We start from the raw sequence: 24,030 nt of genomic DNA, 5'->3' as shown, positions 1-24,030 counted from the left end.
TAATAGTATAAAATTATGAAAAAACATTATAATCCTAAACATTTCGAAGAATATTTATATAATTTTTGGGAGAAAAATGGATATTTTAAACCTGATCATACAAAAAAAACAACATTTTGTATGATGATGCCCCCTCCAAATGTAACAGGAAGTCTACATATGGGTCATGCATTTCAACAAACAATTATGGATGTATTAATTCGTTATCATAGAATGCAAGGGAAAAATACATTTTGGCAAGTAGGGACAGATCACGCAGGTATAGCAACACAAATATTAGTTGAACGAAAAATATTTTCAGAAGAACAAAAAACCAAAAAAGATTATAGTAGAGATGAATTTATAAAAAAAATTTGGATATGGAAAAATAAATCTAATAATATTATAAAACAACAAATGAAGCGTTTAGGGATATCAGTTGATTGGGATCATGAAAAATTTACTTTAGATCCTGAAATATCTCTTGCAGTCAGGGAAGCGTTTATTTTATTTTATAAAAATAATTTTATTTATCAAAAAAAAAAATTAGTTCATTGGGATTCAAAATTAGAAACTGTAGTTTCAGATTTAGAAGTGAATCATCGTACAGTTAAAGGTAAAAGATGGTTTATTCGTTATCCTATTATTCAAAATAATATTCATTTAAAAAATAAAATAAAATATTTAGTAATATCTACTACTAGACCTGAAACGTTGTTAGGTGACACAGCTATTGCTATTAATCCTAAAGATCCGAATTATAGTTTTTTAATTGGTCAATTGGTTTTATCTCCTTTAATAAATAGAGTAATTCCGATTATTGGAGATCAATATGCTAATTTAGAAAAAGGAACAGGTTGTGTTAAAATTACTCCTGCACATGATTTTAATGATTACAAAGTAGGTTTAAATCATAAATTACCAATGATTAATATTTTTACTTTAGATGGTCGTATTCAATCTAAATCTAAAGTTTACAATTATAAAGGCGAAAAATCTAATCAATATAGTACATATATTCCACATCAATTACAACAATTAGATATTATATCTGCACGTATTCAAGTGGTTAAAGAATTAACTAAATTAAGATTAATTGAAAAAATAGAAGAATCACAGATTATTATACCATATAGCGATAGAAGCGATGCTGTGATTGAACCGATGCTAACAAATCAATGGTATTTAAAAACATCTAAATTAGCTCAAGAAGCTATTCGTGCTGTGAAAGATCAAAAAATTAAATTTATACCTAAACAATATGAAAAAATGTATTTTTCTTGGATGAATAACATTGAAGATTGGTGTATTTCTCGTCAGTTATGGTGGGGACATCGTATTCCAATATGGTACGATAATAAAAAAAATATATATGTTGGACAAAATGAAATAGATATACGTAAAAAATATAATATTTCAAAAAATACATTATTAGAACAAGATACAAATGTATTAGATACATGGTTTTCTTCTGGTTTATGGACTTTTTCTACATTAGGATGGCCTAATCAAACTGAATTTTTAAAAATTTTTCATCCTACTAATATAATTATCAGTGGATTTGATATTATTTTTTTTTGGATTGCTAGAATGATTATGTTAACAATGTATTTTATTAAAGATAAATATAATAATCCTGAAGTGCCTTTTAAAAATATTTATATCACAGGATTAATTCGCGATGAAGATGGAAAAAAAATGTCTAAGTCTAAAGGTAATGTTATTGATCCTTTAGATATGATAGATGGAATTTCTTTAAAAAAATTAATTCAAAAAAGAACACAAAATTTATTAAATCCAAAATTATATAATAACATCGTGAAATCGACTTCTAAGCAATTTCCTCATGGCATTATATCTACTGGAACAGATGCATTACGATTTACATTCGTAGCTTTAGCATCTAATACACGCGATATTAAATGGGACATGAATAGATTACAAGGATATCGTAATTTTTGCAACAAATTATGGCATGCTAGTCGATTTGTTTTACAAAATACAATAGATCATAAGTTTACACAATTTAATAAACAAGATAATATGTTATTAATAAATAAATGGATTTTAATAGTTTTAAATAATACAGTAAAATTATATCGTCAGTCATTAGATACTTATCGATTTGATCTTGCATCAAATATTTTATATGATTTTGTGTGGAATGTTTTTTGTGATTGGTATTTAGAATTTGTTAAAATTATTATTAAAACTAGTTCATTAAAAGATATTTGTTTAACTAAAAATATTCTAATATATGTTTTAGAATCTCTTTTAAAATTAATACATCCTATTATGCCTTTTATAACAGAAGCTATTTGGCAACGTATTACAGTGATGAAGAAAATTCCAAAAAAAACAATTATGCTAGAACCTTTTCCAAAATATAATCAAGATTTATATGATAAAAAAATATTAAACAATGTGAATTGGATAAAAAATATTATTGTTTTTTTAAGAAATATTAGAGTAAAAATGAATATTAACGCTAATAAATTATTACCATTGTTAATATATAACATCACTGATGAAAAAGAAAAAATTATTAAAGATAATATATTACTTATCAAGAGTATAGCTTTTTTAGATAGTATTACAATTATTTTAAAAGAATATAATAAAGATGCATGTATTAAAGAAATTATTGATGGAGTAGAAATCTTAATTCCAATTATAAAAATGGTTAATAAAGAGAAAGAATTAGAACGTTTAAAAAAAGAAAAAAATAGAGTCAAAGTTAATATCTTAAATCTTCAAGATACAGTAATGAATCAAAATTTTTTAAAATTTGCTCCTAATAATATCGTTAATAGAAAAAAAAATAAATTATTAGAATTACATGATATATATAATAAATTATCTAATCAAATAAAAATTTTACAAAATTTATCTTTTTAAAACTATTTTATACATTTTAAAAATATATTTATTAAAGGTCTTGTATATGTCTAGATCACATAATCTTATTTCTAGAATTGAATTAAAAAAACGTTTTTTTTCTGAAAATCATCATTCTCGTTTAACATTATCTTTTTATAAATATTTTTTTATTGATGATCCTAAAAAATATAGAGATATAATTTATCAATATTTTTATCAGTATAACTTTTTAGGACGTGTTTATATTGCGAAAGAAGGTATTAATGCTCAAATAAGTATTCCAAAAGAATATTATATATTTCTAATTAAATTTTTAAATCAATTAGACTCAAAATTAAAAAATTTACATATTAATCAAGCATTAAATAATTATAATTCTTTTTGGTTTTTATCTGTTAAAGTGAAAAATAAAATTGTTCAAGATGGTATTATTCAACCTTTTTTTAATCCTAATAATGTTGGTATTTACATTAAATCTAAAACTGTTAATTTAATGTTAAACGATACGAAAAGTATATTTGTTGATATGCGAAATTCCTATGAATATGCTATTGGTCATTTTGAAAATGCTATAGAAATTAAAAGTGCGACTTTTCGTGAACAATTACAAGCTGTCATTAAAGTGATGAGTTATGCAAAAAATGAAAACATTGTCATGTATTGTACAGGAGGAATTCGTTGTGAAAAAGCGACTGCTTGGATGATTTTTAACGGTTTTAAAAAAATTTATCATTTAAAAGGAGGAATTCTTGGCTATGTACATGATGCGAAAAAAAATGGATTACCAATCTTATTTAAAGGAAGTAATTTTGTATTTGATCATCGAATGAGTGAAAAAGTCTCAAATGAAATAATATCTTTTTGTAAACAATGTAATAAACCTGCTAATACATATGTTAATTGTCAAAATCATTTATGTCATCTTCTTTTTATTCAATGTAATAAATGTACGATAAATTTTCAAAAATGCTGTTCTTTATCATGCATGACAAATTATATGTTACAAATATAAAATTTTAAAAATTATATAAAAATAAAAAATATTTTTATTTAATGATTTTAATTTACTTATTTGTCACACATTTTTGCTCTAATTTTTCCCAATTAATCATATATTTTTTTAATTTCTGCTCTTCTGTAGATAACATATTCAATATCGGTAATTTTTCTTGTAATTGTTTTTTAAAAAAATTTGGTTCATTAATTACTTGTTGTAAATTTTTAATTTTTAATTCTATTTCTTCTATTATACGCAATGTTTGATTTAATTCTTGTAGAAATTGATTAGTTGTTTTTTTATTTATATTTTTTTGAGAAATATGCTGTTTTTTAGATTGTATGATTGAAGAATTGTTTGTTTTTTTAACAGATTCATAATTTCCTAAGTAAGTTTCAATAAATCCATATTTTTTAAATAACCAACATTTGTTTACTGTATTATTAATAAAATCTTTATCATGACTAACAATGAATACAGTACCTGTATAGTTTATAATAATTTTCTCTATTAATTGTATAGTTTCTAAATCTAAATCATTTGTCGGTTCATCAAGAATTAATACATTACTTGGTTGTAAAAATAATTGAGCTAATAGTAATCTACTACATTCACCGCCAGATAATGTTTTTACTAAAGATGTTAATTGATTTGGTTGAAAAAGAAAATTTTTTAAATAACTTATTATATGTTTCTCTTTACCATTTATAGAGAAATATTCTTGACCATTAGAGATATTATCAATAATAGATTTATTTTGATTTAAAGTAGATCTGTTTTGATCAAAATATGATATTTTTAATTGATTACGTATATAAATTTTTCCTGTATTCGGTTGATTTTCTCCTAATAAAATTTTAATTAATGTACTTTTTCCACATCCATTATCGCCAATTAAACCAACTTTATCTCCACGTTCAATGATAGATGAAAATTTTTGAATAATAATTTTATTATTAACTAAATATTTTACATTTTCTAATTTAAAAACAATTTTTCCTAAATATTTTTTAGATTCATTAACAGTCATATCATTTAATATTTCAATTTTTCTATAATTATTACATTCTTCTCTAAGTATTTTTAAATTTTGTACTCTTCCTTCATTTCGTGTGGATCGTGCTTTAAGATTTTTTCGTATCCATTTTTCTTCTTGTTTTAAACGTTTATCAAATAATTTTTTTTGTATCATCTCAATATGATGACTTTCATTTTTGAGTTTAATAAAATTTTTATAATTTCCTGGCCAAGAAACTAATTTTCCACGATCAAGATCTATAATACGAGTTGATATATTATCAATAAAGTTTCGATTATGAGAAACAAATAAAATACTACCAGAAAATTTCTTTAAAAAATTTTCTAGCCATTGAATTGTTCTCATGTCTAAATGATTAGTTGGTTCGTCTAACAATAGTATGTCAGGCTCTCCTACAAATGTATGCATTAAAGCTGCTTGTCTTAATAAACCTCCAGATAAGTTATTAAGTAAAGAATATTTATTTAATTTCATTAATTTAATAAATTGTTCTATTTTTATTTTATTATCTATATTGTTTTTATTATCTAATATATTATCAGTGCATCCTGAATGCATGAAATCATACAAAGAAATATTAAGATTTGTAGGATTATCTTGTGTTAAATAAGATATTTTAATATTTTTTTTATAAATTATTTTACCACAATCTAAATCTTGTTGTTTATTGATAATTTTTAATATAGTTGATTTACCCGTTCCATTTTTTCCAATTAAACACACTCGTTCATGTTTATTAATAGATAATGTACTATTTTTAAGTATTTCTATGTTACTAAAAGATAAATAAGCATTTTTCATGTGAATTAAAAACATACATTTTTTTGTCCTTAAAATTGATTTGTTATATTATATTATCTATTTATAGAAATTATTTGAATACTTTACATGTTTTTAACATTACTTTAAGAATAATTTTTGTATATAATTTGATGTTGATCATAAAATTATAATCAAATTTAAATTTTTTATAATACTAGTAAAAAATATAATTATCATAATTTAATATTTTAAATTTATTAAATTTAAATAATATTTTTTTACATCTAATCATTGATTAATATTTTAAAAATTAAATCAATTAATTTTCGTAATAATATTGAATTCAATATTTATTAGTACTTTGAATGTATTTAAAAAAAATAGAATGATAATTAGAACATATTTAGATTAAATTTAATTATTAATGATTATATTCTGAATGAAATATTTAATATAAATATTCGAAGTTATATATCTTTGTTTGACTATTCTTGTATTTGTATCTAAAATATAAACGAATAACAGTAATATATAAGAAAATTAAGACGATCTTGATGATAAAAAAATAATTTACTTAACAATTTTTTTTATCGATTTTTTATTTCAAATGGTTTATTATTTGTCTATTCAATTCAATTTATAGAAAATTTTTGCATAATATTTTTTGTAAAAATAAAATAATTATTATTAAACAATTTTGAATATTATATTTTAAAAACTATGTTTTTTTATATTCAAATATTTTTTATATGTATCTATTTTTTATAATATTTAATATGATATTATGATTTAATAAATAAAGATTATATACATGACAATTGTTGTATTTTAAAGTTTATTTTATCGTGTAAGATTTTGATTTATTTTACATTTATTGAATATATAGATAATTAAATAAAATTTTTAATTTTACATTTATATACATTTTAAGAAGTTCAAGAAATTGTAAAATTTTTTCTTGATTAAGAGTTAAGTTTTTAAAAATCTGACATGTTATATATTAACTTTAGTTTTTATAATTTCTATATCTAAATTTTATTTTTATAGAATATTATTAAATACTTTTAAATAATTATTTTAAATCTTATTTTTTACTTTTTAAATAATTGTTATATATATTTCTATCGCTTTTTAAATTTTAAAATATGTTCAGTTTAGTTAACATAAATATGTTATCAAATATAATAATCAAGACTGACATTAATAATATGTTTAAATATTAAATGATTATTAGATTAACTATACTTAAATATTTATATAATTTTTTTATATTTTTTTATATGTAGGGATTATTAACTTACATTTAATATTATATATAATATTTACTAATATTTAATAATAATATTATTATTTAAGTATTCATTTAAATTCAATTCACTTTCAGATAAATACGATATTTTTTAGTTAATTAATAATATATTTTTAATATATTCTCTAAATAAGTTATTACGTATAATATTGTTAATTTTTTTAAAAATGCAAAATTAAAATTCAATTTTATGAAAATTTTATTATTAATATTATATATTTTCAGAGATATATCTTTTTGATCTTTAAATAAAACGATTAATAGATAAAAATATATTATATAATATAATTATATATCAAATTTTAATTTAACAATCAATAATTTATTTTATTATAAAGTCTGTTATTTATAATTATGATATTTCATATTTAAATAAATATAATAGTTAATTAGTTATATTTTAATATAATTTTTTTAAAATAGCTGATTTTCATATTTTTTATAGTATTTCAATGTGATTTGATTTTTTTAAATATATATATTACGTATATTTATTTGATATAATAATTAATAGAAATATTTATTAGAAATACAACATAATTATATTATTTAAATATATATAAATATTTTATATAACATATTATTTTTTATATCTTAAAAATAATTTTATATAATTTTATATATTTTTTTTATTTGTTAGTTTAATATTGCTGTAATGATTATTAATATTATTAATTTTTATCATTGAATGATTAGATTGCAATATAATTAAATATTTTTTATAAAGTTTTTAAATTTTTTTAAAATCTTAAATTTAGTATTAAAAAAATAAAATACTATTTTAATTATAAAAACGTTTTAATATAGTATTAATAATATTTTTAAATATTTTAATTAAAAGATCATATTTAATTATTTTGGTTGCTCAAAAATATTTTATTTTTATAGTTTATTATTATTTTAATAGATTCTAAATTGCGCTATGTTTTATATTTATTCATACTTACTATGATAAAATTAAATTATTTTAATTTTATCAAAAAATAATAGTTTACGAGTTTAATAATAAAACATTATAATTCTTATAAAGAAAAATTGTAATTTTATAAAATGAAATAAAATATTTTTAAAAAATTAATAGATTTGTTTATTTTTATTATTTTATGGTATATTTTTATAAAATATTTAAATAATTTTTATTTTATTAAAATATTAAACTATATGATATTTATCATATAAATAGTTGTTTAATATATTAAAAATAAGACAAAACTATGAAAAAATATCACAAGCCAATAATAAAAACATTGCTTGATACTGATGCATATAAATTTCACATGCAACAAGCTATTTTTTATCATTATAATAATGTGCATGTGATGGCTGAATTTTTTTGCAGAGAAAATAACCATTTAGGTTGTTATGCGAATATTTTATTAGAACAGATTAATATGATGCAATCTTTATCTTTAAGTCATGAAGAATATATTTATATGACTTCTTTTCCATATTTTAAAAAAGAATATTTAAAATGGTTAAAAAATTTTCGTTATAATGCTTCACAAGTAAAGATTCAAAATAATCAAGGACAATTGAGTATCCGTATCAGTGGATTTTGGAAAGATATAATATTATGGGAAGTTCCTATTTTGTCTATAATTAGTGAAATTTTTCATCGCCATACTTCTCCAAATATCAATTCTCAAGAAGCTATCAGATATTTAGATGTTAAATTAAAAAAATTTTTTTATCATACAAATAAATTAGATTTATCTTATTTAAATATTATTGATTTTGGCACAAGAAGACGATTTTCTTATAGCACGCAATTATCTATTATCAGAAGATTACAAGAAATCTGTCCTTTTTTTATTGGTTCTAGTAATTATCATATAGCTCATATATTAAAATTGAATCCTTTCGGTACACAAGCACATGAATGGTTTCAAGCACATCAACAAATTAGTACTAATTTAAAAAATAGTCAGATTCTAGCTTTAAAAATTTGGCTACTTCAATATAAAAATTATCTAAATATTGCTCTTACAGATTCAATTAATATGGATGCTTTTTTAAATGATTTTAATTTTAGTTTAGCTTCTGCTTATAAAGGTATTCGTCATGATTCTGGAGATGCATTAGAATGGTCTAAAAAAGCAATTAAACATTATAATGCATTAGGTATTAACCCTTTAACTAAAACGTTATTATTTTCTGATAATTTAAATTTTAAAAAAATTATATTTTTATATAAAAATTTTTATAAAAAGATTAATATGATGTTTGGTATTGGCACTAAATTAACTTGTGATATTCCATACGTTAAACCTTTAAATATCGTTATCAAATTAGTTAAATGTAACGGTAAACCTGTAGCTAAAATATCTGATAGTCCTGGTAAAACATATTGTTTAGATCCACTGTTTTTGCAAATTTTATGCAAGACATTCAATGTGCCCTATGATAAAAATAGATAAATTAAATGATAAAATATTGATCATAATCGTTTAATTAAATATTTTAAATATTATTATATTGTCACATTTAAAATATATATTACTTCATAAGTACTTGTTATAATATAATTAAAAATTAATTTTTAAAAATTATAAAAATTTTAATTTTTTAAAAGAACTTATAATCCATAGTCAAATGACTAATAGGACATATTATATGAATGTAGTATCAATATTAAATATATATAAAGATGATATTATAGTAAATAGTCATGTAACTATACGTGGATGGGTAAAAAGTTGCAGAAATTCAAAATTAGGATTATCTTTTATTTCTATTTATGATGGTTCATATATTGAATCAATACAAGTGATTGCTAAAAACACTTTATCTAATTATGATACAGATATATTGCGTTTAACTACTGGATGTTCTGTAATAGTTAGTGGAAAATTAATATTATCTATTGGAAATCAACAAAAATATGAAATTCAATTAAACAATATTCAAGTTATAGGTTGGATTGAAAATCCAGATACTTATCCAGTATCTGCTAAAAAACATAGCATGGAACATTTAAGGAAAGTAGCTCATTTAAGATCAAGAACTAATTTGATCGGAGCAATATCTAGAATAAGAAATCATTTAATGCAATCATTGCATCGTTTTTTTGATAAAAATTATTATTTTTGGATACCAACTCCTATTATTACTACCTTAAATGCTGAAGGTGCAGGAGATATGTTTCGTGTTTCAACATTAGATATGCACAATATTCCTAAGAATATAGATGGATCTGTTAATTTTAAAAAGGATTTTTTTGGAAAAGAATCTTTTTTAACTGTTTCAGGTCAATTAAATATTGAAACATATGCTTGTGCTTTATCAAAAGTTTACACTTTTGGTCCGACATTTCGAGCTGAAAATTCTAACACTGTTCGCCATTTAGCAGAATTTTGGATGTTAGAAGTTGAATCTGCTTTTTCAGACTTAAACGATATATTAGATTTTGCTGAATGTATGTTAAAATATATTTCTAAATATATTTTAAAAAATTGTTTATCAGATATTAATTTTCTTCAAAAACATGTTAATGAGCATATAATCGTTGGTTTAGAAAAACTATTATTTTCTAATTATATACGCATAGATTATACAGATGTTATAAATATTTTAAGTGAATCCAAAATTCAATTTAAAGAATCTATTATTTTAGGTAACAATTTATCTTCAGAGCATGAACGTTTTATTGTAGATAAGTATTTCAAAAAACCTGTAATCATAAAAAATTATCCAAAAGAATTAAAAGCATTTTATATGAGATTGAATAATGATAATAAAACTGTTGCAGCAATGGATTTGTTAGTTCCTAATATTGGAGAATTAATTGGCGGCTCACAACGTGAAGAACGTATTTCAATTTTAGATCAACGTTTATTAGAATTAAGATTAAAAAAAGAAGATTATTGGTGGTATCGCGATCTTCGTCGATATGGTACAGTTCCGCATGCAGGTTTTGGTATGGGTTTTGAACGATTACTTTCTTATATTACAGGTGTGTCAAATATAAGAGATCTAATTCCTTTTCCTCGTACTGTTAATAATGCTAATTTTTAATTATAATATTTTGATATTTTGCGTAATATTTTATTTTAATATTTTATAAAGAATTTTATTCGCATATAGTTTTAATATATACACATAAAGTATATTAATTCAATAAGTAATTTGATTATATTTATCAATTGATATTGATTGAAAATTATTTTTACTAAAAGGTAGTATAAAAAATTATGACAAATCGTAAATCTTTAGCAATGATTATACCAATGTTATTAGCGACTAGTAATGGAGTTAATGCCGCAGAGATTTTTAATAAAAATGGCAATCAACTAGAATTATATGGTAGTGTTAATCCTAATTATAAATTATCTCACGGTTTTCTATCAACAATCATTACATCTAATTCAGATGATACCAATGCTATTTTAGGTATATCAGGAACAATAAATATTAATGATGAGCTATTAAGTTATGCTACTGTTGAATATCAAACCACTTTTTCCTATCCAGAACAATTATTTAATATGCAACAATCTAATAGTGTTCGTTTAGGATATGCTGGTTTTAAATATGGCAAGTGGGGTTCAATAGATTATGGACGAAACTACGGTGTTTTAAATGATGCACAATCATTAACAAATCATGCACCATATATTAATAAAAATAGTTTTTTTAATCATCATGATCGTTATATGATCGGTAGAAATAATAGTTTACTAACTTATAGAAATGATAATGTTTTTGGTTTAGTAGACGGAGTTAGTTTTGCGATACAATATCAAGATGCCGCAAAAAATCGATCAAATAAAATACAAAATGGTAATGTTTGGGGTGCATCTGTAAAATATAAAACTGATATTGGCTTGACGGCTATTGGCTCTGTTTTTTCTTCTCCAAATTTACAAGTAAATCAAGATAATCAAAAAAAACAAATTGATAATGTTGGAGCATATGGATTAGGTATAAAATATAATACAAATGATATATATATTGCAGCTTTTTATGGTGAAGCCCGCAATTTAACACCATATGATGTGATGAATAATCCAGAAAGTAATAAAAATAATAATCAACAAAATAATCCACAAGGATATGTCAATACAACTCAAAATATTGAAGCTATTGCCGAATATGATTTTCATTCTGGCTTTCATTCTTCTTTAAGTTACTTAGATTCTAAAGCACATCAATTAATTATGAAAGATGGTAATAATCAAGATAATATAGAGTTATCAAAACAAATTAATATTGCTACACGTTACGAATTTAATAATAATATTTCTACATATATGAACTATAAGATTAATTTATTAAAAAATAATAATTCTAATCAAAATGTAAATCAGCTAACAGATAACACTCTTAGTGCTGGCATAGTTTATCACTTTTAATTTGATACAAAAAATATAATTATTGATAAAAAATTTAAAATCTTACCTAGATATATTAGATATTAAGAGTCAGAACTTTCTATTGAATATTAAAAATAATCATATCTATTTTAATTTAAAAAAAAATAATTATTTATGAAATTTGGTAGAAAGGACTGCTCTTATTAAGTATAATATTACTTATAATTGTTCTGTATTTATAAATTTATTAAAATACAATATATATATTCTATGTTTGAAAATAAAATAAATATTTTTTTCTATATTTTTATAAAAATATTTTATATTATAATTAGATAATTTATAATTATTATCAATAAAAAATTTTTGTAATTTTGTGAATACTATTTCTATTTATTAATTAATATAAATTTTATTTTTTAATGAATAAAGATGATTTTAGCAAAAATACAGAGATATAAATAATATATAAAGCTAATTATAACAATATAGTAGTATATTTATATTAGTTTCTAAATTATTATTAATATATTTATACCTATTTTATACAATAATTCTTGCTATAAGAAAAAATTTTTTATTTTTTCAATTCAATTATTTTTAGCATATTATTTAATATAATTTGAAAAACATTAGTATCATTTTATGAAAATTAATAAAATTAATAAAAAATAATTGATTTTTTTAATTAAATATTATTTTATATATTACAATTTTTGTCATGAGATACATAACTACTGTGAATATAAAATATAATATAAAAAATTAAAATTAACATTTATTTATATTCAATATTTGTTTAATAAAAATTAAAACTTTTTAAATTTAATATAAACTTTTTAATTCCTCACCTCCTAATAAATGCATATGAAGATAATTTATTTCTTGGCCACCATTTTTATTACAATTAATAATTATTTTATAACCTTCTTGGCTAATATTTTGTTTTTTTGCAATTTTCACAGCAATATCAAACATATGAGCTAAAATATGTTTATTAGTTTCATTAATATCATTAGATGAAGCAATAAAAATATTCGGTATAATTAATATATGAACTAATGCTTTAGGTTTTATGTCTTGAAATGCAGTAACTATTTGATCTTCATAAATAATATTAGCTGATATTTCTTTATTAATAATTTTTTTAAAAATTAAACCATCTTTCATAGTTTATCTACCTTAATGGTTACATTTTATTAATATATTCATCCATTGCTGTTTTAATATTTTCAGATCTTGTTCCAAAGACGATTTGTATACCCAATCCTGAAATAATTATTCCTGCAGCTCCAATGTTTTTTAAACTTTTTTGATTAACTATAGAAATATCTAAAACTGTAATTCTTAATCGAGTAATACAAGCATCTAAATTTTGAATATTTTTTTTTCCACCTAAAGCTGTAATAATAAATGGTGCAATCTCATTATTATTTTTTTTTAATATATTGTATGAAATATTTTCTCGGCCTGGTGTATTTAAGTTATATTGTATAATAATAAAATAAAATAAACTATAATATAAAAAACCGTAAAAAATACCAATAATAGGAAATAAAAAAATATGATGACTATTTCCGCTTAACACTATAAAATCTATTAATCCATGCGAAAAACTAGTTCCTGCTCGCATATCTAAAAAAATGCATAATGCAAAAGATAACCCTGCTAAAATAGAATGAATAATATATAGTATTGGCGCAACAACAATAAATGAAAATTCAATAGGCTCAGTAATACCTGTTAAAAATGCAGTTAATGAAGCTGACAGCATAATACTGCCTATTTTATTTTTATTCTCTTTCTTAGCTGTTTGCCATATAGCTAAAGCTGCACCTGGAAGACCATACATTTTAAAAATGAAACCTCCTGATAAATTTCCAGCAGTTGAATCTCCAGCCATATATCTTGCAATATCTCCATGAAATACTTGTCCTATAGAATTAGTATATTCTCCAATTTGCATTTGAAACGGAACATTCCATATATGATGCAAACCAAATGGTACAAGAGCTCTTTCAACTAATCCGTATATAGTAAAAGCAAGCATAGGATTTTGATATGCTGCCCATTGTGAAAAAGTTTTTATTCCATGCCCAATAGGAGGCCAAATTAAAGATAATATTACTCCTATGAAGATAGCAGATAATCCAGAAATAATCGGAATAAATCTTTTTCCTGCAAAAAAGCCTAAATATTCAGGTAATTGAATGCAATAAAATCGATTAAACATATACGCTGCAATAGCTCCTGCAATAATACCTCCTAATATACCAGTATCAGATAAATGTTGATTTTTAATTATATCAATGTTCATATGTAAAACAATTGGTTCAACTGTATTTAATGTTTGAACTAAAATACCGTACGATACAACTGCAGCTAATGCTGCAACACCATCATTTTTTGTAAAACCAAGAGCAACACCAATTGCAAAAATTAATGGCATATTTGAAAAAACAGATCCTCCTGTTTGAGCCATAATATCAGAAAGAATATCTGGTAAGATAATAAAATGTGCTGATCCTATTCCTAATAATATTCCTGCAATAGGTAATACTGATACAGGTAACATTAGCGATTTACCAACCTTTTGAAGGTTTGCAAATACATTTTTAAACATATTTAAAAGACTCCTAAATATATATATTTTTTTATAAAATATATATTATTATAATTGAAAAAGATGAAAAAAATTGTTATTTGTAATTTGAGCAAGAGTTTTGATATTGATTTGTTTGATAATAGATATTGTTTTAGCAATATTTAACAAATAAGCTGGTTGATTTTCTTTTCCTCTATATGGAACTGGTGATAAATATGGTGAATCTGTTTCTATCAATAAACGTTCTAAAGGTATTTTTTTTATAGTATTACATAATTCTATAGAATTTTTAAATGTGATAATTCCAGAAAAAGAAATATAAAATCCTAATTCTAATAATTGTGATGCAAAATTAAAATTTTCATTAAAAGAATGTAATACTCCTTTGCATTTTTCTGCTTTTTCTTCTTTTAATATATTAATTGTATCATTTGTAGCATTACGTGAATGAACGATAATTGGTTTTTTTAATTTTATTGCCATTCTAATATGTTCACGAAAAAAATTTTGTTGTATTTTCTTATTTTTAGAAGAATGATAATAATCTAAACCTGTTTCACCTATTGCTATAACATTTTGAATATTTGATAATTTTTTTATTTGATCAAAATAATTTTTTTGATTATATAATTCATATAATTCTTCTGAACAATTTAAGGGATGTATACCACAAGAATAAAAAATATTATGATATTGCTTAAATAATTGATGAATTTGATAAAAATTTTTTATAGAAGTTGATATTGTTAGAAATTTTTTTACATAATTTAAATAAGATTTATTTAATACATCTTCTATATCTTGATGTATAAATTTATAATTTAATCTGTCAAGATGACAATGTGAATCAATTAAGAACATAATTTTATCACTTTTATATAATGTTAATTTTTAAATGTATTATTTAAAATTGCTTCCCATGCTAATAATTGTTCTAATAGTACTAATTCATGATTAATTCCAGGTATTTTTAGTAATCTATTTTTACAACGCATCCAAGTTGTCATACTTAAATCTAAAATAATGTATGTATAACGATGAGCAAGAAATTGAATAAATTGTATTTGATCAAGATTAATTAAATATTTTTGTTCATTAATATTAAATTTAATAGCATCTAATAATAATAAACATAACCAATCAATTTTATCTATAGTATTTTTATTTTGTAATATAGGTAAGATTTTTAATAAATCACAGTGTTTGAAAGCATGATGTAGAGATTGAAAAAAAAGCATTCTTTCTATCCAGATATCTCCATTAATAAATTTTTTAGCAGATACAGGAGATCCATGATTAATGCGTAATGCAGTTAAATACAATTGATTATTTTGTTTATTTTCTTGTTTTAACCAATTTAAACTATATTTTTCTGATGGAAGAAATAACTTATAAATTAAACAACGGCTATGCAATGTAGAAAAATAATTTAAATTTCTATAATTAATTATAAAAAACCAAGTATGTTTTGGTGGTTCTTCTAAAGTTTTTAAAAATGCATTAACGGCTGATTCAGTTAATTTTTCAAGATCTGACAAAAAAATAACTTTCCCCCCTCCTTGTTGTGAAGATTGAAATATTTTTTCATTAATAAAACGTATAGTATCTATATTACAAATTTTATTTGTATGATTGATACAATTATACCAATCAGGATGATTATTAGAAGACATTAATTGACATCCGTAACAATTATTACAAAAATTTATACCTGTTTTTTTTAGACACAATAACCATTTACTAATAAACCAAATTAATAAAGATGCTCCTAGGCCTCTTTGAGTTTTAATTAAAATAGCATGATGTGCTTTTTTTTTTTATGTTGTTGTATAATATTATTATACGGATTTATTAACCATGGATATAATTTCATATATGTTGTTTTTTTAACCAAATTAATATTTTTTTTGTAATATCATCATTTACTATATTAAAATTTAAATTAGCATTAATTATAATGCTTTTTTGATCTAATTTAATGTTTTTTAAATAAGTTTTTCGTACTCTTTTAAAAAATTCTAAAGATCGACTTTCAATTGCATCGAGTGAATTTCGATTTAATACTCTTTTTAAACCAATTTTTGGACAAACGTCTAAGTATATAGTTAAATCTGGAGTACAATCATGTAAAAATAATAATTTTAATTGATTAATAATTATCTTATTAATACCTAATCCCCCTCCCTGATAAGCTATAGATGAGAGGTCATGACGATCGGATATAACCCATATTCCTTTTTTTAATGCAGGCTTAATTTTGGTTTCAATTAATTGTATTCTAGCTGCATACATTAATAATAATTCTGTTTCTTTAGTAAGATGTTCAAAATAAAATTTTTTTTTAATTAATTTTCTTATTATTTCTGCAATGAATGTACTACCCGGTTGACGTACTAATAATATATTTTTAATATTATACCGTTTATATAATATATTTTTAATATATATACATGCGTGAGTTTTTCCTGCTCCTTCTAATCCTTCAACTACAATAAATTTATTTTTAATCATATTGTTAAGTACTTATTAATATGGCATGAATTATTTTATTTTTATATCATTTCAAATAAAATAATATAAACTAAAATTTATTATCAAAAAATCAATTATTATTTTTTGAACAATTATTTTTAATAAAATTAACAGCTTCTTGTATAGTTGTAATTCTTTCTGCGTCTTTATCTGAAATCTCAATATTAAATTCGTCTTCTAATGCCATAATTAATTCTACTGTATCTAAAGAATCAGCTCCAAGATCGTGAATAAATGAAGCATTATGAAGAATGTCTTCTTCTTTAATGTCAAGTTTTTCAACAATGATTTTTTTAATTTTTTTTTCAATATTATGCATGTTTGAGTTTCTCTATTTAATTAAAATATATTAATTTAATAAACTAAATTGAATATGATTATATCATATACATACCTCCATTAATATGTAATGTATGTCCAGTAATATATGATGCTTTTTTTGATGCTAAAAACATAACTGCATTAGCTATTTCGTCTTTATATCCTATTCTATTCATAGGAATACTCGATAAATATTTTTGATATTGTATAGAGTTTAACGTTTTAATAAAATCTGTTTTAATTAAACCAGGAGAAATAATATTTACTGTAATACCTTGAGATGCTACTTCTAATGCTAATGATTTATGAAATCCTATTAAGCCTGATTTAGAAGCACTATAATTGACTTGCCCTCTATTTCCGATATTAGCTATTATTGATCCAATTGTAATAATTCTACCTTGTTTTTTTTTAATCATTGGGCGAATGACAGATTTAACAAGATAAAATATTGATGATAAATTTATTTTTATAACATCTTCCCATTCTTGATGTGTCATATTAACTAATAAATTATCTTTTTTGATTCCAGCGTTATTAATTAGAATATCAATAGAGTATTTCTGTGTATAAATTTCTTTTATTTTATCTGAAATTGAATGAGTGTTTTTCAAATCCAATACTAAACCAAATCCATTATTTTTCGAATAATCATTAATTATTTTTACTCCATTTTTTGTAGTAGATGTTCCAATGACTGTAATGCCTTTTTTAATTAGTTTTTTAGCTATAACTTTTCCTATGCCTCGGCTTGCACCTATTATTAATGCGGTTTTTTTATCTATTTTCATGTTATTTATAGTTAATTTTATTAAATGCTATTAAAAAGTTTGTTAAATTATTAGTATTAAATGAATTTATATTTTGATCTTTTTTATTTAAATTAGTTAAAATTTGATTTGGACCAATTTCTAGCATAGTAAATATATTTTTTGATTTTATTAAATCTATAATTTCTTTCCATCTTACAGTATTATAAATTTGTCTAATTAATGCATTAATAATTTTTTTTTTACTATGTTCTATTTTTACATCTACATTATTAATAACTGGGATTTCTGGTGAAATGATATTAGTAATTTTTAATATTTTTTTTAATTTTTGAGATATTGGCTTCATTAATATACAATGAGCAGGTATATTAAGATTCATTTTAAATATTTTTTGAGCACCTATTTTTTTACAGTTTATAGAAGCTTTATTGACTGCACATTCATCCCCAACAATCACTATTTGATCATTAGAATTTATGCTTGCTAAAGATACTATTTTTTTATTTGATACTGTTGTACAAATATGTTCGATTTTTTTTTTATCTATACCAATAATTGCTTGCATTAAAGTAGATTTATTTTGAGTAATTTTTTGCATAAGTTTTCCTCTAATAAAAACAATATTTAATGCATCTGAAAATTTTATAGAATTAGAACATACTAATGCAGAATATTCACCAAGACTATGTCCTGACATAAATAATGGTAGTATACCTTTTTGATAATTCCAAAAACGATATATTGCTAATGAAGCAGTTAAAATGGACGCTTGTGTGTATTGACTTTGATTTAAAGTTAATTTCGGTCCTTTTTGTATGAGTTTTAATAAATCATAATGAATATAATCTGATGCTTCATTGAAAGTGTCTTTAAAAATATTGTTTGTTTTAGTATTAAAATAAGAAGATAACATACCAACATATTGCGAACCTTGTCCTGGAAATAACATTGCAAATTCAGTCATAATATAATTACCTTTTAGTCAAAATAATTATATAATTGTATTTAAATTTATATAAATTAATATTTATGAAAATATTCATATTAAAAGATTCATAGTTTTTGAACTATTATGTATTAACTTAAAATATATTGAATCAATGTTATTTTTTGATTTTTATAAAATGGCACTAGATAAAAGTGCCATTTTAATAAAAATATTTTTAAATAACCTTTTTTCCTTTATAATATCTTTTTGGAGTAATATGATGTCTAACATGTACTTCATCAGAAAATTTATCTTTAGATAAAGTAGGTTCTAATAAAGAGTCATGAGAGCGTCTCATTCCTCTTTTAGAACGAGTAGGTTTATGTTTTTGTACTGCCATATTTTATTATTCTCATGTAATTATTTTATATTAATTTAATAATTATTTTTTTATAAATATTAGTTTATACAAACTATATCATATTATTTAAATAATTTTTAAAACTTATATCTATTGGAGCAGTAACAAACATGTTATGACCATGTTTTGGATGAACAAAATGAATTTTATAAGCATGAAGTAATAATCTACAAATATTAATACTATTTTTAATGTTCATATCTAAATCACTTTTGCCATAACGTTTATCAAAAAATATTGGATGCCCTACATGCAAAGTATGTGCACGAATTTGATGTGTTCTTCCAGTTTTAGGAAAAATAGATAATAATGTTGAATTAGAAAATTGTTTTTTAATATAGACATTAGTTATTGCGGGTTTGCCATGTTGATGAATTAAAACTTTTTTTTGATTATTTTTAAATTTTATTTTTAAAATAGGTTCTGAAATTTTTTTTATATTATCAGGCCATAAACCATGCACTAATGCTATATATTCTTTTTTTATTTTTTTGTCTCTTAATTGTTGATGCATTGATAATAAAGATTGACGTGTTTTTGCTAACATTAAAATTCCTGATGTTTCACGATCAATACGATGTATAAGTTCAAGATATTTATCTCTTGGGCGAAATTTTCTAAAATATTCTATAACACCAAAACTACATCCACTTCCACCATGAACTGCTATTCCTGAAGGTTTGTTAATAATTAATAAATCACTATCTTCATATAAAATGCTATTCATCAAAATTTTTTCTTTATTCAAGGGAATAATTTTTTTGTTTGAATGACATATAATTTTTATTGATGGAATTTTTAAGATATCTCTAATTTGTAATTTATAATTTGGTTTTATTTTTTTTTGATTAATTTGAATCTTTCCTTTTCTAATAATACGATAAATCATACTTTTAGGAACGGTTTTAAATTTATTAAATAAAAAATTATCTATTCTTTGATTTATCATATTTTTATTAATATATATAATAGATATAGGTATAGTTTCATATTTCATTAAAAATTCGATTTGTAAGTAATTTTATAATTTTTATTTATTATAATATATTTATATATATAAATATATTAATTATGTTTTGACATATATATTTTTTAAAATGTTGATATTTATATATAATAATTAACTATATATTAATGTTTTAAGAAAATTTTCTTTAGAAGTTATTATATATATTTTGATTATTTTTTGTACAACAAATAATTTACTAATATTTTATATTTCCTGTTGATGTGTTTACTTATTTATAAAAATAAGAGAGAAAAAGTTATAATGAAAAGAATGTTAATTAATGCAACTCAGCAGGAAGAGTTGCGCGTGGCTTTAGTTGATGGTCAACGTTTATATGATCTTGATATAGAAAGTGCTAAATCTGAATCAAAAAAATCAAATATATATAAAGGAAAAATTACTCGCATAGAACCTAGTTTAGAAGCTGTTTTTATAGATTATGGTGAAAAAAAAAATGGATTTTTGCCATTAAAAGATATTTCTCAAGAGTATTTTCCTGATCAATATATTTCTAATTTACGTGTTAATATTCAAGAAATAGTACAAGTAGGACAAGAACTTATTGTACAAATAAATAAAGAAGAACGAGGAAAAAAAGGAGCTGCTTTAACGACTTTTATTAGTTTAGCTGGAAGTTATTTAGTGCTTATGCCAAATAGCTCTAAATCAAGTGGTATTTCAAGAAGAATTGAAGGTAATGATAGATTGTTATTAAAAGAATCATTAAATTTATTAATATATCCTGAAAATATGAGTTTAATTATCAGAACTGCTGGATCTGGAAAATCAATAGAATCATTACAATGGGATTTATCACTTCGATTAGAACATTGGAAAAAAATTCAAAAAATAGCAAATACAGTAAAAGCTCCTTTTTTAATTCACCAAGAAAGTAATATTATTTTTCGTGCATTTCGAGATTATTTACGTAAAGATATTGGAGAAATTTTAATTGATAATCCTAAAATATTTAAATTAGCACAAGAACATATTAATTTTTTAGGTAGGCCAGATTTTGCTAATAAAATTAAATTGTATACTGGAGATATTCCTCTTTTTAGTTATTTTCAGATTGAAACACAAATAAATTCGGCTTTTCAAAGAAAAGTCAGATTACCTTCTGGCGGTTCGATAATGCTTGATAGCACTGAAGCTTTAACAGCTATTGATATTAACTCGTCTCGTTCTAAAATTGGTACAGATATAGAATCGACAGCATTTAATACAAATCTTGAAGCGGTGGATGAAATTTCTCGTCAATTACGTTTACGAGATTTAGGGGGTTTAATAGTTATCGATTTTATTGATATGTCTCCTATTAGCCATCAAAGAGCTATTGAAAATAGATTACGTGAAATTGCTCGAGAAGATAGAGCAAGAATTCAAATTGGTCAAATTTCTCAATTTGGTTTGTTAGAAATGTCTAGACAAAGATTAAGTTCATCTTTAGGTGAATCTAGTTATCATATTTGTCCAAGATGCACAGGAACAGGTACTATTAGAGATAGTGAATCACTATCTTTATCAATTTTACGTTTAATTGAAGAAGAAGCTTTAAAAGAAAATACTTATGAAGTACGAGCTATTGTTCCTATAGAAATTGCTTGTTATTTATTAAATGAAAAACGTGAAGCAGTGTATGCAATTGAAAAACGTCAAGCTGGTGGAAAAACTATTATTATTCCTAGTAAAAAAATGAAAACTCCGCATTATTCTGTGTCAAGAATCAAAAAAAATACAAGTAAAAGTTCTATGAGCTATAGTATAGCTAACATAAAAAAAAATACAATTTCAAAATTGTTAAACAAAAAAATTTTTACAACAAAAATGAAGAAAAAATGTAATTATACTAATTTCATCACGTTTGAGAATGTAAATAAATGTAAAAATAAAATTGATATCACAGAACATAAAAAAAGTAATTATAATCAAATACATAAAAATATTTTTCTAAAAAAAAAATATCAAACCAATGTTAGTTTTATATTTAAAGTAATAGATTGGTTAAAAAGTTCATTTTCACTGAAAAATATATTAATTACAAGTAGTATCTTTAACAAAAATTCTCGTAAAAATAATATTTTTTTAAAAGAACATAATAATCGTCATATTTTTAACAAAAATAATTTTCAAAAAAATAAAAAATTTATTACATCACAAATATGTAAAAATAATATAACAAATATTATTTATAGCAATAAACTGCTTAAGTTTTTAAAAAAAAATGAACATTATTATTTAAAACAAACTTATTTATTTTATGAAAAACGTAATATACAATTTTTTAAAAATAAACAATGCAATATTAGTAATCAAAATAATATTTTTTATAATATTAAAAAAAAAGAGAATATATTTGACATATATAATTTAAATAGAAAAAATATACATAAAAAAATTATATATCCTATAATCTTATTAAATCAATATAATCATTATGTAAATAATAATTCTCAATTAATTCAATATTTTAATTTTTCTAATATTGTAAGAAATAAACTTATAAATCATAGTTTTTTATATTTTTCTAACATTCAATATTTTTTATTTAAAATTGCTTTAAAATTTATTTTTAAATCACCATCAAAGACAGTATTAGTAAAATATCCAATTATGCTATTATTAGATGAAATCAAATCATCAATTAATATACTTTATAATCAGAAAATAAATTTTTCTTTTTTATTAGCTCAGAAACAAAATATTAATAATAAACATTTGTCTTATGTTAAAAAAAGAATTAACAAAAATAATCTTTTTAAAAAATATAAAAAAAATAAAAATATTAATTCAAAAGTGATAAGTTCAAAATTTTTACTCAATCATAAGGAAAAAAAAATATTTATCTTAAACAAGAATAACTTATTTTGCAATCAATCTAATATAAATAGTAATTATAAAACTCAATCAAGCGCTCCGATTACTAAAATATCTGAAATGTTTGATTTAAATCCAATACACAATATACTGAAGTTTAATTCAGTTATGATAAGTTTAAAATGTAATAAAAAATTTTCTGCAGGTGTACATGCAGCAACAAATTTTTCTAATTCGCCTGTTTCAACGCCTAAAAAAAATATTTAATATACAATTAAATTAATATATTGTAAAAAATATATTAATATTTTAATACATACAATAAAAACTTACTTGTAGTAAGTTT

Annotated in this window: 17 protein-coding genes; 6 read left to right on the top strand and 11 right to left on the bottom strand. The window is 21.6% G+C overall.

What is annotated here, in order from left to right; genetic code table 11:
- Window positions 1-15 precede the first annotated feature (15 nt).
- A complete protein-coding gene (locus GUU85_RS01710; protein WP_163119368.1) occupies window positions 16-2,877 on the top strand; it encodes a valine--tRNA ligase in 2,862 nt (953 codons plus the stop codon).
- A gap of 46 nt (window positions 2,878-2,923) precedes the next feature.
- Window positions 2,924-3,871 (top strand): oxygen-dependent tRNA uridine(34) hydroxylase TrhO, encoded by a 948-nt coding sequence (trhO, locus tag GUU85_RS01705; RefSeq protein ID WP_163119360.1) that lies wholly within the window; start codon window positions 2,924-2,926, stop codon window positions 3,869-3,871.
- Window positions 3,872-3,923: 52 nt separating this feature from the next.
- Here the strand turns inward: trhO and GUU85_RS01700 are convergent, their stop codons facing one another.
- The gene (locus tag GUU85_RS01700; protein ID WP_163119358.1) at window positions 3,924-5,711 is read right to left on the bottom strand and encodes an ATP-binding cassette domain-containing protein; all 1,788 of its coding nucleotides are present in this window, start codon (window positions 5,709-5,711) and stop codon (window positions 3,924-3,926) included.
- Window positions 5,712-8,180: 2,469 nt separating this feature from the next.
- On the opposite strand from GUU85_RS01700, the gene pncB reads away from it, so the two are divergent.
- From pncB to GUU85_RS01685, 3 genes are all read left to right on the top strand, one after another.
- Window positions 8,181-9,383: a nicotinate phosphoribosyltransferase gene (gene pncB / locus GUU85_RS01695; RefSeq protein ID WP_163119356.1), complete on the top strand. Its 1,203-nt coding sequence runs from the start codon at window positions 8,181-8,183 to the stop codon at window positions 9,381-9,383.
- Between the two features lie 196 nt (window positions 9,384-9,579).
- Window positions 9,580-10,980 (top strand): asparagine--tRNA ligase, encoded by a 1,401-nt coding sequence (gene asnS / locus GUU85_RS01690; RefSeq protein ID WP_163119354.1) that lies wholly within the window; start codon window positions 9,580-9,582, stop codon window positions 10,978-10,980.
- A gap of 176 nt (window positions 10,981-11,156) precedes the next feature.
- Complete coding sequence (locus tag GUU85_RS01685) at window positions 11,157-12,317, top strand: porin (protein ID WP_163119353.1); 1,161 nt, start codon at window positions 11,157-11,159, stop codon at window positions 12,315-12,317.
- 786 nt (window positions 12,318-13,103) lie between these two features.
- Here the strand turns inward: GUU85_RS01685 and GUU85_RS01680 are convergent.
- From GUU85_RS01680 to GUU85_RS01635, 10 genes are all read right to left on the bottom strand, one after another.
- A complete protein-coding gene (locus GUU85_RS01680) occupies window positions 13,104-13,448 on the bottom strand; it encodes a histidine triad nucleotide-binding protein (RefSeq protein WP_163119352.1) in 345 nt (114 codons plus the stop codon).
- Between the two features lie 19 nt (window positions 13,449-13,467).
- Window positions 13,468-14,901 (bottom strand): PTS glucose transporter subunit IIBC, encoded by a 1,434-nt coding sequence (gene ptsG / locus GUU85_RS01675; RefSeq protein ID WP_163119351.1) that lies wholly within the window; start codon window positions 14,899-14,901, stop codon window positions 13,468-13,470.
- Window positions 14,902-14,949: 48 nt separating this feature from the next.
- A complete protein-coding gene (locus GUU85_RS01670; protein ID WP_163119350.1) occupies window positions 14,950-15,744 on the bottom strand; it encodes a TatD family hydrolase in 795 nt (264 codons plus the stop codon).
- 23 nt (window positions 15,745-15,767) lie between these two features.
- Window positions 15,768-16,637: a DNA polymerase III subunit delta' C-terminal domain-containing protein gene (locus GUU85_RS01665; RefSeq protein WP_254056372.1), complete on the bottom strand. Its 870-nt coding sequence runs from the start codon at window positions 16,635-16,637 to the stop codon at window positions 15,768-15,770.
- Between the two features lie 115 nt (window positions 16,638-16,752).
- Window positions 16,753-17,394, bottom strand: coding sequence for a dTMP kinase (tmk, locus tag GUU85_RS01660; protein WP_163119349.1), 642 nt, complete (start codon window positions 17,392-17,394; stop codon window positions 16,753-16,755).
- 91 nt (window positions 17,395-17,485) lie between these two features.
- On the bottom strand, window positions 17,486-17,734 hold the full coding sequence (acpP, locus tag GUU85_RS01655; RefSeq protein WP_163119348.1) for an acyl carrier protein: 249 nt from the start codon (window positions 17,732-17,734) through the stop codon (window positions 17,486-17,488).
- Window positions 17,735-17,792: 58 nt separating this feature from the next.
- Window positions 17,793-18,527: a 3-oxoacyl-ACP reductase FabG gene (fabG, locus tag GUU85_RS01650; protein ID WP_163119346.1), complete on the bottom strand. Its 735-nt coding sequence runs from the start codon at window positions 18,525-18,527 to the stop codon at window positions 17,793-17,795.
- Between the two features lies 1 nt (window position 18,528).
- Window positions 18,529-19,473, bottom strand: a complete 945-nt coding sequence (gene fabD / locus GUU85_RS01645; RefSeq protein ID WP_163119344.1) for an ACP S-malonyltransferase — start codon at window positions 19,471-19,473, stop codon at window positions 18,529-18,531.
- 199 nt (window positions 19,474-19,672) lie between these two features.
- Complete coding sequence (rpmF, locus tag GUU85_RS01640; RefSeq protein WP_163119342.1) at window positions 19,673-19,837, bottom strand: 50S ribosomal protein L32; 165 nt, start codon at window positions 19,835-19,837, stop codon at window positions 19,673-19,675.
- A gap of 73 nt (window positions 19,838-19,910) precedes the next feature.
- Window positions 19,911-20,855: an RluA family pseudouridine synthase gene (locus GUU85_RS01635; protein WP_163119340.1), complete on the bottom strand. Its 945-nt coding sequence runs from the start codon at window positions 20,853-20,855 to the stop codon at window positions 19,911-19,913.
- Window positions 20,856-21,128: 273 nt separating this feature from the next.
- Between GUU85_RS01635 and rne the strand changes: the two genes are divergently transcribed.
- The gene (rne, locus tag GUU85_RS01630; RefSeq protein WP_163119338.1) at window positions 21,129-23,951 is read left to right on the top strand and encodes a ribonuclease E; all 2,823 of its coding nucleotides are present in this window, start codon (window positions 21,129-21,131) and stop codon (window positions 23,949-23,951) included.
- Window positions 23,952-24,030: the final 79 nt, after the last annotated feature.

The organism is Buchnera aphidicola (Uroleucon sonchi) (assembly GCF_011035165.1).
Taxonomy (GTDB): domain Bacteria; phylum Pseudomonadota; class Gammaproteobacteria; order Enterobacterales; family Enterobacteriaceae; genus Buchnera; species Buchnera aphidicola_BE.
This window is presented reverse-complemented; position numbering and strand designations above follow the sequence as displayed.